Genomic DNA, 13358 nt, shown 5'->3' on the forward strand with positions numbered 1-13358 from the left:
CCTGCACAGCCGCCTGCTGGAGCGTTCGGCCAAGCTGAACGAGGACAACGGCTCGGGCTCGATGACCGCCCTGCCGCTGATCGAGACCCAGGCCAACGACGTGTCGGCCTACATCCCGACCAATGTGATCTCGATCACCGACGGCCAGATCTTCCTCGAGTCCGACCTGTTCTACCAGGGCATCCGCCCGGCCGTGAACGTCGGTATCTCGGTGTCGCGCGTGGGCTCCTCGGCCCAGACCAAGGCGATGAAGAAGGTCGCCGGCTCGATCAAGGGCGAGCTGGCCCAGTATCGGGAAATGGCCGCCTTCGCGAAATTCGGTTCGGACCTCGACGCCTCGACCCAGAAGCTGCTGGCCCGCGGCGCGCGCCTGACCGAGCTGCTGAAGCAGCCCCAGTACAGCCCGCTGACCATGGAAGAGCAGGTCGTCTCGGTCTACGCCGGCACGCGCGGCTATCTGGACGGCATCGCGGTGGGCGACATCGGCCGCTTCGAGACCGAGCTGCTGGCCCGCATCAAGTCGTCGAACGCCGGCCTGCTGGACGGCATCCGCGCCAAGAAGGACCTGACGCCGGAGCTCGAAACCGAGCTGAAGTCGGTGCTGGACGCCTTCCTCAAGACCTTCGCCTGAGACCGGCCCGGATAGCGAGAGAGTAGCCCCGGATGGCCAGCCTCAAGGAAATGCGCAATCGGATCGGAAGCGTGAAGTCCACGCAGAAGATCACGAAGGCCCTGAACATGGTCGCCGCGGCCAAGCTGAAGCGCGCCCAGGACCAGGCTGAAAGCGCCCGTCCCTATGCCCGCAAGATGGCCGCCGTGATCGCCAATCTGGCGGCCGGCGTTTCGGGCGACGGCGCGCCCAAGCTGCTGGCCGGCACGGGGTCGGACCAGAAGCACCTGATCGTCGTCGCCACCGGCGACAAGGGTCTGGCCGGCGGGTTCAACACCAACGTCATCCGCGCGGCGCGTGAGCGCATCAAGGCGCTGCTGGCCGAGGGCAAGGACGTGCGGATCATCGCCGTGGGCCGCAAGGTCCGCGACGGCCTGGCCCGCCTGTACGGCGAGCGGCTGGTGAAGACGTTCGAGATGTCGGACCACAAGGTCATCGGCCTGCCGGCGGCGGAGCCGATCGCGGCCCTGATCGCCGAGGAGTTCGAGGCCGGCAACGCCGACGTCGTGACCCTGTTCTACAGCCGCTTCCAGTCGGTCATCTCGCAGGTGCCGACGCCGAAGCAGCTGATCCCGGCGGTCGTCGACGGCGACGCCCCGCCGATCGACCTGAACGGCGCGGTCTACGACTACGAACCCTCGGAAGAGGAAATCCTCGAGACCCTGCTGCCGCGCAACATCACCACCCAGGTGCTGGCCGCGCTGTACGAGAACCAGGCCAGCTTCTTCGGGGCCCAGATGGGCGCCATGGACAACGCCACGCGCAATGCGGGCGACCTGATCAACAGCCTGACCCTGCAGTACAACCGCAAGCGCCAGGCCCAGATCACCACCGAACTGATCGAGATCATCGCCGGCGCTGAAGCGCTCTGATCCGACCCCCGCACAGACACGACCTTCCGAACGGAACGAACCGATGACCGACACCACCAAGAAACCCGCCGCCCGCAAGCCGGCCGCTCCCAAGGCTCCCAAGGCCGCCGCCGCCACCGGCAACGCCGTGGTCACCGCCGGCACCGGCGTGGGCCGGATCGCCCAGGTCATCGGCGCCGTCGTCGACGTCGAGTTCGAGGGCCAGCTGCCCGCGATCCTGAACGCCCTGGAGACGCAGAACGTCGACCAGAAGACCGGCCAGCCCTTCACCCTGGTTCTGGAAGTCGCCCAGCACCTCGGCGAGAACATGGTCCGCACCATCGCCATGGACACCTCGGAAGGCCTGACGCGCGGCCAGCCGGTGACCGACACCGGCACCTCGATCCTGGCCCCGGTCGGCCCGGGCACCCTCGGCCGCATCATGAACGTCGTCGGCGCGCCGATCGACGAGCAGGGCCCTATCAAGACCACCATGTACCGCCCGATCCACCGCGAGGCGCCGTCGTTCGAAGAGCAGTCGACCTCGTCGGAAATCCTCGTCACCGGGATCAAGGTCATCGACCTGATGTGCCCTTACACCAAGGGCGGCAAGATCGGCCTGTTCGGCGGCGCCGGCGTGGGCAAGACCGTGACCATGCAGGAGCTGATCAACAACATCGCCAAGGCCTACGGCGGTTATTCGGTGCTGGCCGGCGTGGGTGAGCGCACCCGCGAGGGCAACGACCTGTATCACGAGATGATCGAGTCCAACGTCAACGTGGACCCGACCAAGAACAACGGCTCGACCGAAGGCTCGAAATGCGCCCTCGTCTACGGCCAGATGAACGAGCCCCCCGGCGCCCGCGCCCGCGTCGCCCTGACCGGCCTGGCCCAGGCCGAGTATTTCCGCGACGAAGAGGGCAAGGACGTCCTGCTGTTCGTCGACAACATCTTCCGCTTCACGCAAGCCGGTTCGGAAGTGTCCGCCCTGCTGGGCCGCATCCCCTCGGCCGTGGGCTATCAGCCGACCCTGGCCACCGAGATGGGCAACCTGCAGGAGCGCATCACCTCGACCAAGAAGGGCTCGATCACCTCGGTCCAGGCCATCTACGTCCCCGCCGACGACCTGACCGACCCGGCCCCGGCCGCCTCGTTCGCCCACCTCGACGCGACAACCGTGCTGAGCCGCGACATCGCCGCCCAGGCCATCTTCCCGGCCGTGGACCCGCTGGACTCGACCTCGCGGATCATGGACCCGCTGGTCATCGGCGACGAGCACTACCAGGTCGCCCGTTCGGTCCAGGAAGTGCTGCAGCAGTACAAGGCGCTGAAGGACATCATCGCCATCCTGGGCATGGACGAGCTGTCGGAAGAGGACAAGCTGATTGTCTCGCGCGCCCGCAAGATCCAGCGCTTCCTGTCGCAGCCGTTCTTCGTGGCCGAGCAGTTCACCAACTCGCCGGGCAAGTTCGTGTCGCTGGAAGATACGATCCGCTCGTTCAAGGGCATCGTCGCCGGCGAATACGACCACCTGCCGGAAGCGGCCTTCTACATGGTCGGCGCCATCGAGGAAGCCGTCGAGAAGGCCCAGAAGCTCGCCGCCGAGGCGGCCTGATCCATGGCCGGCAAGCTGCAGTTCTCGCTGGTGTCGCCTGAGCGCGAGGTCTTCGCCGGCCTCGTCGATCAGGTCGACGCGCCGGGCGTCGAGGGCGACTTCGGCGTCCTGGCCGACCACGCGCCCTTCATGACGGCCCTGCGCGAAGGCGTGGTCACCGTCATCGACGGCGGCTCGCATCGCCAGTTCGAGGTCCATGGCGGCTTCGCCGACGTGACCCCGGCCGGCCTGACCATCCTGGCCGAACAGGCCTCGGAAGTGGCGGCGGCCTGAGGCCAGCGCCTCTGGATATCGGAAAGCCGGCGGCCGCGACGCGGTCGCCGGCTTTTTCTTGACCCCGGCGCCCCAGACCCTAGATAGCCCTTCGCAAGACGAGGCCACGTCCTCGCTCCCGCTGATGCGGGACCAAGTCCGGGACGGCCCGGCCCTTTGAGAGGAGGGCCGCGCCATGGCCTGGACGTATCTGATCATCGCCGGACTGCTGGAAATCGTCTGGGCCTATTTCATGAAGCAGTCGGACGGCTTCACCCGGTTGTGGCCGAGCGTGGCGACGCTGGCCTTCATGGGGGTCAGCTTCGGACTGCTGGCGCTGGCCATGAAGTCGCTGCCGATGGGGACCGCCTATGTGGTCTGGACCGGGATCGGGGCGGTCGGGGCCTTCATCGTCGGGGTGGTGTTCCTGCAGGAGCATCTGAGCCCGATGCGGGTCGCGGCGGCGGTGCTGGTGCTGACGGGGCTGGTGCTGTTCCGGCTCGCGCCGGACGGGTCCGCGGGCTGAGGCCTGCCCCGCCTTGCCCGGAGCGGGCCCCTCCGCCATCCTCCGGATCGTCTCCCGCCCGGGGGCAGGAGAGGAGCGGACAATGCTTGAGCTCAGACCCAACTGCGAATGCTGCGACCGCGACCTGCCGTTCGACAGCGTCGAGGCGCGCATCTGCACCTTCGAATGCACTTTCTGCGCAGCCTGCGTGGACGGGGTGTTGAAGGGTGTCTGCCCCAACTGCGGCGGCGGCTTCGCGCCGCGGCCGATCCGGCCGGCGCAGCTGATGGCCAAATATCCGGCGTCGACGAAGCGGGTGGTGAAGGCCGAAGGGTGCGGGGCGGGCTAGCGTTTCCTTCTCCCGATGGGAGAAGGTGGCCGGGCGGAGCCCGGTCCGATGAGGGTCGGCTGGCGGAAGCGGCGAAGCCGCCCCCGGGCCGGCGACCCTCACCCCTTTCGCGCAAGGACGACGGCTTCGCCGCCGTGCGCTCAAGCCCTCTCCCGATGGGAGAGGGTCAGGTGATGAGCGGCGCGAACAGGGCCACGACCTGTTCGTAGGCCTCGCGCTTGAAGGGGACGACGAGGTCGGGGGCTTCGTCGAGCGCGCCCCAGCGCCAGGCGTCGAACTCGATCTCGCCGTGGGCCTCCAGATCGATTTCGGACTCTTCACCCGTGAAGCGGAAGGCGAACCATTTCTGCTTCTGCCCGGTCCAGCCGTGCGCCTGTTTGGTTCCGCCGTAGTCGGCCGGGAAGGCGTAGGCGATCCATTCGATGGATTTGGCGAGCAGCTCGGCGGAGGTGACGCCGGTCTCCTCGAACAGCTCGCGGCGGGCGGCGGCCTCATAGTCCTCGCCGTCGTCGACCCCGCCCTGCGGGAACTGCCAGTTGTGCGGGCCGGGCGTGCCGGCGCGGCGCCCGTACCAGACCCGGCCGTCCGGGTGGAACAGCACGACGCCGACGTTGGGGCGGTAGAGCGACAGATCGGGCTCGGACATGGCGGTCCCTTAGCGGGGCCGCCGGCCGGAATCTACCGTCCCGGCCGGTTCGCCAGGGCGGACGCCGGGGCCAGTTGCAGGCCGCGGGCTTCGAGGCCGGCGGTCCAGCGCGCGGCGGCCTCGACGGTGACGGGATAGCTGAAGCCGGTGCCGAGCGCCTGGCCGCGAGCCTTGGCGAGGGCCTCAAGGGCGTTGAGCTGGCCGACGATGGCAGTGGGGTTCTGCTCTTCGTCGATGATGCGGTTGGCGCTGGCGCGAGCCCAGGCGCCGGGGCGGCGGCTCATCGAGCCGTCATCGAGGAAGGCGACGCCGCGCTGGCGCAGCACGCCCATGAAGGCGGTCATGCCGGCCTCGGACGTGGCGAAGCGGTCGCCGAGATAGTTGGTGACGCCGAAATAGCCGGTCGCCCGGCCCAGCAGCCAGTTCATCTTGGCCTGGATATCGGCCGGCGCGGCGTTGGCCAGCAGGGTGTAGGGGCCGGGGTCGTTGTTCGGATAGCCGGTCGGCTCCATCGGCATTTCCAGCATGACCTCGTGACCCTGGGCGCGGGCCAGGTCGATCCAGCCCTGCAGGCCCTCGGCGTAGGGCACGAAGCTCAGGGTGACCTCGGGGGGCAGGCGTTCGATGGCCGCGCGGGTGGTCGCGGCGTTGAGGCCGAGGCCGCCGACGATCAGGGCGACGCGGGGCTTGCCGTTGGAGATGAAGGGACGGGCGTAGGCCTGGGCCGGGACGCGGCCGTCCGGCGCGATACGCGGCAGCGGACCCTCGGGGCCCGGCTGGCTGAGGCCGGCGATGGGGGCCTGGGGCAGGGGCTGGGCGGCGATGCGCGGGGCGGTGACCGGGGCGCCGTCGCCCGAGACGGTGGCGCCGTCCGGCAGGGTGATGACCGCCTGGCCGAGAGCCGACGGATCGCCGCCTTCGGCGGTCAGGTCCTGGTAGAGGCCCGAGCCGTCCAGCGAGAAGGCCTCAAGGCCGGTCGGAACAGCGGTCGGGGCGGCTGCGGGGCGGTTCAGTGCGACGCGGGCGGAGGGCGCTCCGGCGCGGGGATCGCCCAGGACGGTGACGAACAGGGCGGCGGCGCCGAGTAGAAGCACCCCGGCGGCGGCGACGGCGACCGGCGGCTTCTTCAGCACCCGGATCACGGGGGAGAGGATTTCGGCCACGGAGCGGCGGGCGGGCGGGGCGCCCGCGGTGGCGGCGAGAACGGACTGGCGCTTGGCGAACATGGGCAAGGAACTGGGCGCTCGTACGGGGGTCCGCGGGACGGACTCCTTCGGCGCTCACATTGGCCGTGCGTCGGTTAAGAAAGCCTAACGCGGTGTTAGCTATGCCGGGGCGTGCAGGAATTAGGCAGTAGGCAACAGGCAACAGGCAACAGGCAACAGGGGCGGAGGGTGGAGGGGCTGTTAGGTCCCTACTGCCTACTGCCTACTGCCTGTCGCCTCGCTTCAGGGCGTCTCGTCGGAGTCCGTCTCGACAGCGGCCATGGCGGTCCCCGGGGCGGTGACGACGATGCCCTCGGGGGCGGCCGCCAGTCGGGTCAGGTCGCCGCCGGCGCGCAGCACGTCGAAGGCCCGCTCCAGCTGATAGTCCTTGTCCTTGTCCCAGGCCTCGCCCGGGGCCTCGTGCGGGGTGTGCGGGCCCTTGCGCTCGGCCCCGATCGAGGCGTCCAGCGCCGTGGCGAAGGCGGCCTCGGAATAGATGAAGTTGGAGCGCGAGACGATGCGGGCCTCGGCCTCGGAGCGGGCGACCTCCAGATCCGGCTCGATGCCGATCTTCTGGATCGAGGCGCCGGACGGCGTGTAGTAGCGCGCCGTGGTGATCGACAGGGCCCCGTCGGCCCCGCCGCGCAGCGGGATGACGCTCTGCACCGAGCCCTTGCCGAAGCTGGTCAGGCCGATGAGGGTGGCGCGCTGGTGATCCTTCAGCGCCCCGGCGACGATCTCGGAGGCCGAGGCCGAGCCGTAGTTGATCAGCACCACGACCGGCAGGCCGCCGGTCAGATCGCCCGGAGCGGCGAAATATTTCTGGATCTGCTCGGGCCGGCGACCGCGCTGGCTGACGATCTCGCCGCGCTCGAGGAAGGCGTCGGAGACGGCGATGGCCGCGTCCAGCAGGCCGCCGCCGTTGTTGCGCAGGTCCAGCACATAGCCCTTGAGGGCCGGGTTCTCGGTCTTGAGCCGGGCGATGACCTCGCCCAGTTCGCGGCCGGTGTTCTCGTTGAAGGTGGAGACGCGCAGGATGCCGAAATCGCCCTCGACGCGGCCTGTCACGGAGTCGATCTTGATGATCTCGCGGGTCAGGACGACCTCGCGCGGCTCCTCGCCGTCGCGCAGGAAGGTGACCTTGACCGAGGTGCCGGCGGCGCCGCGCAGCTTTTCGGACACCTGGCTGACGGTCAGGCCCGAGGCGTTCTGGCCATCAATGGACGAGATGACGTCGCCGGCCTGGACCCCGGCCCGGGCGGCGGGACCGCCGTCCATCGGCGAGATGATCTTCACCAGCCCGCCCTCGGACGAGATGGTCAGGCCGACGCCGGAATACTGTCCCTCGGTGCGCTCGCGCAGCTCGTTGTAGCCCTTCAGCGGCAGGTAGGAGGAGTGCGGGTCCAGCGCGCTCATCATGCCCTGCAGGGCCGCTTCGATCAGCTTCTTGTCATCGACCGGCACGACATAGTCGCGCTCGACCGTGGCGAGGGCGTCGCCGAACAGGCCGATCAGCCGGAAGGCCTCGTTGCGCGGGGTCTGGCCGGCGGTCGTGGCGGCGCCCAGACCGACCACGGTGGCGGCGGCGGCGCCGATCAGCAGCAACTTGCGCATACAGTCTTCTTCCAGCGGGCCGCGGGGCGGCCTGAACGTTCACAGTTACGGACCCTCCGGCGACCAAATCGTGGCCGACCGGCGGTTCGTCGATAAAATCAGCGTCATCGGGGGATGGGAAGCGGATTCGCTCGGCAAGGGGCTCACCTGAGCCACGGCGCCGGGTCGACCGCGCGTTCCTCGCGGCGGAGTTCGAAGCCGATCTCGCCGTCGGGGCCCGAGCGGCCCAGCGTCTGACCATCCGCGACGCGGGCGCCGGTCTCGACCGAGACGTCCTCAAGACCGGAGATCACCGCGCGCCAGCCGGGCCCGAGGTCGAGGATGACCACCTGACCCCAGCCGCTGAGCGGACCGGTCCAGGCCACGACGCCGGCGGCGGGGGCGCGGGCCTCGAGATCGTCGCCGCGCCAGCGCCAGCCGCCAGAACCCTTGCCGAACCGGACGGAGGGCGCGCCCTCGACGGGCGGGCTCAGGCGATCGCGGCCGGCGGGGCGGCGGGCCGTCGCGGGGGCGGCGTCGGCATCGGCGGCGGGGACGGCGCCGCCGAGGGCGCGCAGCCGGTCCTCGAGGGCGCGGGCGGCGCGTTCGGCCGTCTCGGCCTCGGCCCGCAGCACGGCGCGGAGCCGGGTCTGGCGCGCGCCCAGGGCCTCGGCCCGGGCGCGGCGGTCGCCCTGGGCGCTCTCGGCTGTGAACAGGGCCTCGCTGTTCAGGGCGGCGAGGCGGCGGATGCGGATCAGCTCGGTCTGGCGATCGGTCAGCGCCTTCGCCCGGGCCTGAAGCTCGGGCGCGACGGCCTTCATCAGGATGGCGGCGCGGACGGTGTCGACGGCCTTGTCGGCGGGGACCAGCAGGGGCGGCGGCGGTCGGCGGCTCATCATCTGCAGGGCCGACAGCAGCCGGGTCTGACGGCCGCGAGCCTGCGACAGCCGCGCCGCGAGGGCCGCCTCGCGGTGGCTGAGATCGCGCAGGCGGGCGCGCTGGGCGGCGATGGTCGCATCGCCGGCGGCCACGTCGGCCCCGAGCGTCGCCAGCTCCCGCTCCAGCCGGGCGATCTCGGCGGCGGCGTCGGCGGCCTCGGCGCGCAGGCGCAGGGCCCGGGCGCGCTCGTCCCGGAACTCCGCCTGCAGCCGCCCGATCTCCGCCGACTGCGGCGCGGCGGCAGCCACGGGCAGGGCGGTCAGGACGAACAGCAGGGCGAGGGCGGCCTTTCGCATCAGTCGCGATGATAGGGCGATCCGGCCAGGATGGTCACGGCGCGATACAGCTGTTCGGCCAGCATGGCGCGGGCGAGGGCGTGGGGCCAGGTCTGGGGGCCGAAGGCGAGAGTCGAGGCGGCCGCCGCGCGCACGCTCTCGTCCAGCCCGTCGGCCCCGCCGATGGCGAAGACCAGCCGCCGCTCGCCGCGGTCGCGCAGGCCGGCGATGTGGTCGGCGAAGGCGCGGCTTGAGAAGGTCTTGCCGCGCTCGTCGCAGGCGATCAGATGCGCGCCCTCGGCGGCCTTGAGGATCAGTTCGGCCTCCGCCGCCTTGCCGGGCTTGCGCGCTTCCAGGTCGATCAGGTCGAGGGGGCCGAGGCCGAGCGCGCGGCCGGCGAGGGTGGCGCGTTCGGCGTAGTCGGCGGCCAGGGTCGCCTCGGGGCCGCGCCCCGGCTTGCCGATGGCGATGACGGCCAGCTTCATGAGGTCAGGTCAGGCGCGGGCGTCGACGCGGTGGCCGCTCTCGACCGACCAGATCTTCTCGATGTTGTAGAAGGCGCGGACTTCCGGCCGGAACAGGTGGACGATGACGTCGCCGGCGTCGAGCAGGACCCAGTCGCAGTGCGGCAGGCCCGAAACCTTGACCTTGCCCAGACCCTGTTCCTTCAGCGTGCGCTGAAGGTGGTCGGCCAGGGCGCCGACGTGGCGGTGCGAGCGCCCGGAGGCGACGATCATGGTGTCGGCCATGGGGCTTTTGCCCTTCAGGTCGATGAGGACGATGTCCTGGGCCTTGTCGTCGTCGAGGCGCGAAAGGATGGCCTGTTCCAGTTCGGTTGCGCCGACGGGAAGGGGAGCCTCGTGACCGCTCTGGGGACCGTCTTCGGAATGGATGGGCTCGATCGGGTCCATCTCATGCGCCGTGTTCGAGACGGCGCTGTCTTGCGCATCGTGCGCGGGCGAGGGGGTCAGCGGAGGGCTCCAGGGAGATTACTAAAGCGGCAGTCTAGCACAAACGCGCCGGGCCGTCACGCGTTGCGCCCGGTCGGGGTCTCCGCGGCCCGCGCCGCCGCACGCAGCGCGGTCGAGGAGCGGTGATTCAGCGGGGCGTTCAGCAAGGTCCAGGCGGGCGCGTCCAGCTCCGGCAGCAGCCGGGCGCGGACAGCGGGAAGCCGGGCGGCGGCGAAGCGGGCGGCGGCGGGGGCAGTGCGGCTGGTCAGTTCGGATCCGGGCCGGGCGATCACCGCCATCGGCATCAGCCGCATGATGTCGGTCCAGCCCCTCCAGCGGTGGAAGGTGGCCAGATTGTCGGACCCCATCAGCCACACGAACCGCACGCCCGGATGGCGGGCGACGAGCGCCCGCAGGGTGTCGACCGTCCATTGCGTGCCGATGCGCGTCTCCACGTCCGAGACGACCATGGCCGGCCCGTGCGCGGCCAGGGCGGCGGCGGCCCGGGCCGAGTTCATCCGCTCGGCCAACGGCGCGCTGTCGCGGGCGTCCTTCAGCGGATTCTGCGGCGACACCAGCCAGACCACCCGGTCGAGGTCGAGTCGCCGCAGCGCCGTCTCGGCCACATGGGCGTGACCGTCGTGGGCCGGATTGAACGAGCCGCCGAACAGGCCGACCTTCATTCCGGGCTGGAGGTCGAGCCCGTCGCGCAGGGCGCCTTGGCGGGGGCCGAAGGCTCGCGGCGCGGGACCGGCGTGGAAGAATTTCAAGGCGGGCTCGCGGGACTTATGCTCACGAGCGCCCTAACACGCCGGCGACGGCCTGTCGCGGACGTTCAGCCGGGCGGTCGCTTGAACGTGTCCCCGACCTCCGTGGCGTCGGGCCCGTCGGGGCCGGCCTTGCGTCTGGACGCCTCCCCGGTCCGCCTGACCGCCGCGTCGGAGGTCGAGGCGTCGGGCTTGCCGCCCGGAATGGCGCCGTTGTCGTCGCGGCCTTCGCTCTGGGTCCTGTCGTCGCTCATTTCGGCCTCCTTTCCCAAGGGAAGCGGGAGGCGGCGGCGGGGGTTCCCTCAGGGCGCCCAGCCGCCCGGCGTCTCCACGACCGTCTCGTCCGTCTCGGCGGGGGCGATCTCGCCGCGGTCCTTGCGCACCTCGGTCCAGGCGGCGCGGAGGAGTTCGGTGACGCCCTCGCCGGAGACGCCTGAGACCAGCATCGGGCGGCGGCCGGCGACGGCTTCCAGCTCGGCGGCCTTCGCCTCGCGCGTCTCCGGATCGAGGGCGTCGATCTTGTTCAGGGCCAGCACCTCGGGCTTGTCGGCGAGGCCGGCGCCATAGGCCTCCAGCTCGTGGCGGATGATGCGGTAGGCGTTCGCCACATCGTCCTGGGTCCCGTCGATCAGGTGGATCAGGCAGCCCGAGCGCTCGACATGGCCGAGGAAGCGGGTGCCGATGCCGGCCCCCTCATGGGCGCCCTCGATCAGGCCGGGGATGTCGGCGATGACGAAGCGCTCGGTGGCCGACAGGTCGACGACGCCGAGGTTGGGCACGAGGGTGGTGAAGGGATAGTCGGCGATCTTGGGCCGCGCGGCCGAGGCGGCGGCGAGGAAGGTCGACTTGCCGGCGTTGGGCAGGCCGGCGAGGCCGACGTCGGCGATCAGTTTGAGCCGCAGCCAGATCCAGCGCTCCTGGCCTTCCTGGCCGGGGTTGGCGTAGGCGGGAGCCTGGTTCTGCGGGCCCTTGAAGCGGACATTGCCCCAGCCGCCGTTGCCGCCCTTGAGCAGCAGTTCGGTCTTGCCGGCGACGTCCATGTCCAGCAGCACCGTCTCCTTGTCCTCGTCGAGGACCTGGGTGCCGACCGGGACCTTGAGGATGATGTCCTCGCCCTTGGCGCCGTGCATCTGCCGGCCCATGCCGTGGACGCCGGTCTGGGCCTTGAAATGCTGCTGGTAGCGGTAGTCGATCAGGGTGTTCAGCCCTTCGACGGCGGTGATCCAGACGTTGCCGCCATTGCCGCCGTCGCCGCCGTCCGGGCCGCCGTTCGGGATGAACTTTTCACGCCGGAACGAGACGGCGCCGGCGCCGCCGTTGCCGGAGCGGATGTAGATCTTGGCCTGGTCGAGGAACTTCATCGCGGGCTTATGCCGCAAGAGAGCGGCGATTTACAGGCACCGGGCCGTCCTTCTCCCCTTGCGGGAGAAGGTGGCTCGCGAAGTGAGACGGATGAGGGGGCGCACCGGATGCAGTGAGAGACCCCTCACCCGACGGCACAAGAACGACGGCGGCGCCGCCGTGTGCGGTCTCCCTCTCCCGCAAGGGGAGAGGGAAGCGTTCTCAGCCGTTGGCCCACACCCCGAACGGGTCGCTCCACGGCATCTCCAGCGCCTCGGCCACGGCGGGGTAGGTGAGCTCGCCCTTCAGGACGTTCAGGCCGCGGGCCAGGTGCGGGTTCTTCTTCAGCGCCTCGAGGCCGTGGTCGGCCAGGGCCAGGCCGAAGGGCAGGGTGGCGTTGTTGAGGGCTTCGGACGAGGTGCGCGGGGCGGCGCCGGGCATGTTGGCGACGCAGTAGTGGACCACGCCGTCGATCACATAGGTCGGGTCCTCGTGGGTGGTGGCCTTCGAGGTCTCGAAACAGCCGCCCTGGTCGATGGCGACGTCGACCAGAACCGAGCCGGGCTTCATCTGCTTCAGGTGTTCACGCTTGATCAGCTTGGGGGCCTCGGCGCCCGGGACCAGCACGGCGCCGATGATGACGTCGGCCTTGACCAGTTCTTCCTCGATCGCGCCGATGGAGGAATAGCGGGTGACGACGCGGCCGTTGGTGACCTCGTCGATATAGGCCATGCGCGGGATGGAGCGTTCGAGCACCACGACCTCGGCGCCGAGGCCCATGGCCATGCGGGCCGCGTTGAGGCCGACGACGCCGCCGCCCAGCACCAGCACGCGGGCCGGGGCCACGCCCGGGACACCGCAGAACAGCAGGCCCATGCCGCCGTTGTGCTTGAGCAGGGTCTCGGCGGCCGAGAAGACGGCGATGCGGCCGGCGACTTCGGACATGGGGGCCAGCAGCGGCAGGCCCTTGCGGTCGTCGGTGACGGTCTCATAGGCGATGGCGGCGCATTTCGAGGCCAGCAGGCCCTTGGTCTGTTCCGGGTCCGGCGCCAGGTGAAGGTAGGTGAACAGGATCTGGTCCTCGCGGAGCATTTCCCACTCGACCTTCTGCGGCTCCTTGACCTTCACGATCATGTCGTTGTCGGCGAAGATGGTCTTCGCATCGGCGACGATCTTCGCGCCCGCCCTGGTGTAGTCGGCGTCGGTGAAGCCGGCGCCGAGCCCGGCTCCGGTCTCGATCGAGACGGTGTGGCCGTGGGCCACATATTCGCGCACGGCGGTCGGCGTCAGGCCGATGCGGTGCTCGTTCTTCTTGATTTCCTTGGGGACGCCGACGCGCATGGGAGTTCCTCTTCCGACGGGTGCGGGCGCGCTCTGCGGCGACCTCGCTTCGCGCGGCA

General features: G+C 70.3%; 15 protein-coding genes and 1 pseudogene. 6 read left to right on the forward strand and 10 right to left on the reverse strand.

The features are described from left to right. The 6 genes and pseudogenes from V6M45_RS10775 to V6M45_RS10800 form a co-directional block, all read left to right on the forward strand. A pseudogene (locus tag V6M45_RS10775) lies at positions 1-631 on the forward strand (F0F1 ATP synthase subunit alpha); the annotation flags it as partial. A gap of 32 nt (positions 632-663) precedes the next feature. Beyond that, positions 664-1542 (forward strand): F0F1 ATP synthase subunit gamma, encoded by an 879-nt coding sequence (locus V6M45_RS10780; protein WP_332656292.1) that lies wholly within the window; start codon positions 664-666, stop codon positions 1540-1542. Positions 1543-1585: 43 nt separating this feature from the next. Beyond that, positions 1586-3136 carry a F0F1 ATP synthase subunit beta gene (atpD, locus tag V6M45_RS10785; RefSeq protein WP_332656294.1) on the forward strand — a complete coding sequence of 517 codons (1551 nt, stop codon included), beginning with the start codon at positions 1586-1588 and terminating at the stop codon, positions 3134-3136. 3 nt (positions 3137-3139) lie between these two features. Beyond that, entirely contained in the window at positions 3140-3409 is a 270-nt protein-coding gene (locus V6M45_RS10790) for an ATP synthase F1 subunit epsilon (RefSeq protein ID WP_332656296.1), read from the forward strand. A gap of 175 nt (positions 3410-3584) precedes the next feature. After that, positions 3585-3914, forward strand: coding sequence for a DMT family transporter (locus V6M45_RS10795; protein WP_332656298.1), 330 nt, complete (start codon positions 3585-3587; stop codon positions 3912-3914). A gap of 82 nt (positions 3915-3996) precedes the next feature. Then, positions 3997-4242, forward strand: a complete 246-nt coding sequence (locus V6M45_RS10800; protein WP_332656299.1) for a DUF1272 domain-containing protein — start codon at positions 3997-3999, stop codon at positions 4240-4242. A 166-nt stretch (positions 4243-4408) separates the two neighbouring features. On the opposite strand, the gene V6M45_RS10805 is transcribed toward V6M45_RS10800, so the two are convergent. From V6M45_RS10805 to ald, 10 genes are all read right to left on the reverse strand, one after another. Beyond that, entirely contained in the window at positions 4409-4888 is a 480-nt protein-coding gene (locus tag V6M45_RS10805) for an RNA pyrophosphohydrolase (protein WP_332656301.1), read from the reverse strand. Between the two features lie 32 nt (positions 4889-4920). After that, positions 4921-6114 (reverse strand): divergent polysaccharide deacetylase family protein, encoded by a 1194-nt coding sequence (locus V6M45_RS10810; RefSeq protein WP_332656351.1) that lies wholly within the window; start codon positions 6112-6114, stop codon positions 4921-4923. A 222-nt stretch (positions 6115-6336) separates the two neighbouring features. Continuing rightward, entirely contained in the window at positions 6337-7707 is a 1371-nt protein-coding gene (locus V6M45_RS10815; RefSeq protein WP_332656302.1) for a S41 family peptidase, read from the reverse strand. A 143-nt stretch (positions 7708-7850) separates the two neighbouring features. Beyond that, on the reverse strand, positions 7851-8921 hold the full coding sequence (locus V6M45_RS10820) for a murein hydrolase activator EnvC family protein (RefSeq protein ID WP_332656304.1): 1071 nt from the start codon (positions 8919-8921) through the stop codon (positions 7851-7853). After that, positions 8921-9385: a 23S rRNA (pseudouridine(1915)-N(3))-methyltransferase RlmH gene (rlmH, locus tag V6M45_RS10825; protein ID WP_332656306.1), complete on the reverse strand. Its 465-nt coding sequence runs from the start codon at positions 9383-9385 to the stop codon at positions 8921-8923. Before rlmH ends, V6M45_RS10820 begins: the two co-directional genes overlap by 1 nt. Before the next feature lie 9 nt (positions 9386-9394). After that, complete coding sequence (gene rsfS / locus V6M45_RS10830; RefSeq protein WP_332656307.1) at positions 9395-9811, reverse strand: ribosome silencing factor; 417 nt, start codon at positions 9809-9811, stop codon at positions 9395-9397. Positions 9812-9927: 116 nt separating this feature from the next. After that, positions 9928-10620 (reverse strand): nicotinate-nucleotide adenylyltransferase, encoded by a 693-nt coding sequence (locus V6M45_RS10835; protein WP_332656309.1) that lies wholly within the window; start codon positions 10618-10620, stop codon positions 9928-9930. 65 nt (positions 10621-10685) lie between these two features. After that, the gene (locus V6M45_RS10840; RefSeq protein WP_332656311.1) at positions 10686-10871 is read right to left on the reverse strand and encodes a hypothetical protein; all 186 of its coding nucleotides are present in this window, start codon (positions 10869-10871) and stop codon (positions 10686-10688) included. Positions 10872-10919: 48 nt separating this feature from the next. Then, on the reverse strand, positions 10920-11978 hold the full coding sequence (gene obgE / locus V6M45_RS10845; protein WP_332656313.1) for a GTPase ObgE: 1059 nt from the start codon (positions 11976-11978) through the stop codon (positions 10920-10922). Between the two features lie 202 nt (positions 11979-12180). Then, positions 12181-13299 (reverse strand): alanine dehydrogenase, encoded by a 1119-nt coding sequence (gene ald / locus V6M45_RS10850; protein WP_332656315.1) that lies wholly within the window; start codon positions 13297-13299, stop codon positions 12181-12183. Positions 13300-13358: the final 59 nt, after the last annotated feature.

The sequence above is a fragment of the Brevundimonas sp. genome (assembly GCF_036676055.1).
Taxonomy (GTDB): domain Bacteria; phylum Pseudomonadota; class Alphaproteobacteria; order Caulobacterales; family Caulobacteraceae; genus Brevundimonas.

Coding starts and splice junctions, on each gene's coding strand:
- V6M45_RS10790 (WP_332656296.1), top strand. CDS start 3,140: ATGGCCGGCAAGCTGCAGTTCTCGCTGGTGTCGCCTGAGCGCGAGGTC.
- V6M45_RS10800 (WP_332656299.1), top strand. CDS start 3,997: ATGCTTGAGCTCAGACCCAACTGCGAATGCTGCGACCGCGACCTGCCG.
- rsfS (WP_332656307.1), bottom strand. CDS start 9,811: ATGGACCCGATCGAGCCCATCCATTCCGAAGACGGTCCCCAGAGCGGT.
- V6M45_RS10840 (WP_332656311.1), bottom strand. CDS start 10,871: ATGAGCGACGACAGGACCCAGAGCGAAGGCCGCGACGACAACGGCGCC.
- obgE (WP_332656313.1), bottom strand. CDS start 11,978: ATGAAGTTCCTCGACCAGGCCAAGATCTACATCCGCTCCGGCAACGGC.
- V6M45_RS10810 (WP_332656351.1), bottom strand. CDS start 6,114: ATGTTCGCCAAGCGCCAGTCCGTTCTCGCCGCCACCGCGGGCGCCCCG.
- V6M45_RS10815 (WP_332656302.1), bottom strand. CDS start 7,707: ATGCGCAAGTTGCTGCTGATCGGCGCCGCCGCCGCCACCGTGGTCGGT.
- rlmH (WP_332656306.1), bottom strand. CDS start 9,385: ATGAAGCTGGCCGTCATCGCCATCGGCAAGCCGGGGCGCGGCCCCGAG.
- V6M45_RS10820 (WP_332656304.1), bottom strand. CDS start 8,921: ATGCGAAAGGCCGCCCTCGCCCTGCTGTTCGTCCTGACCGCCCTGCCC.
- ald (WP_332656315.1), bottom strand. CDS start 13,299: ATGCGCGTCGGCGTCCCCAAGGAAATCAAGAAGAACGAGCACCGCATC.
- V6M45_RS10780 (WP_332656292.1), top strand. CDS start 664: ATGGCCAGCCTCAAGGAAATGCGCAATCGGATCGGAAGCGTGAAGTCC.
- atpD (WP_332656294.1), top strand. CDS start 1,586: ATGACCGACACCACCAAGAAACCCGCCGCCCGCAAGCCGGCCGCTCCC.
- V6M45_RS10805 (WP_332656301.1), bottom strand. CDS start 4,888: ATGTCCGAGCCCGATCTGTCGCTCTACCGCCCCAACGTCGGCGTCGTG.
- V6M45_RS10795 (WP_332656298.1), top strand. CDS start 3,585: ATGGCCTGGACGTATCTGATCATCGCCGGACTGCTGGAAATCGTCTGG.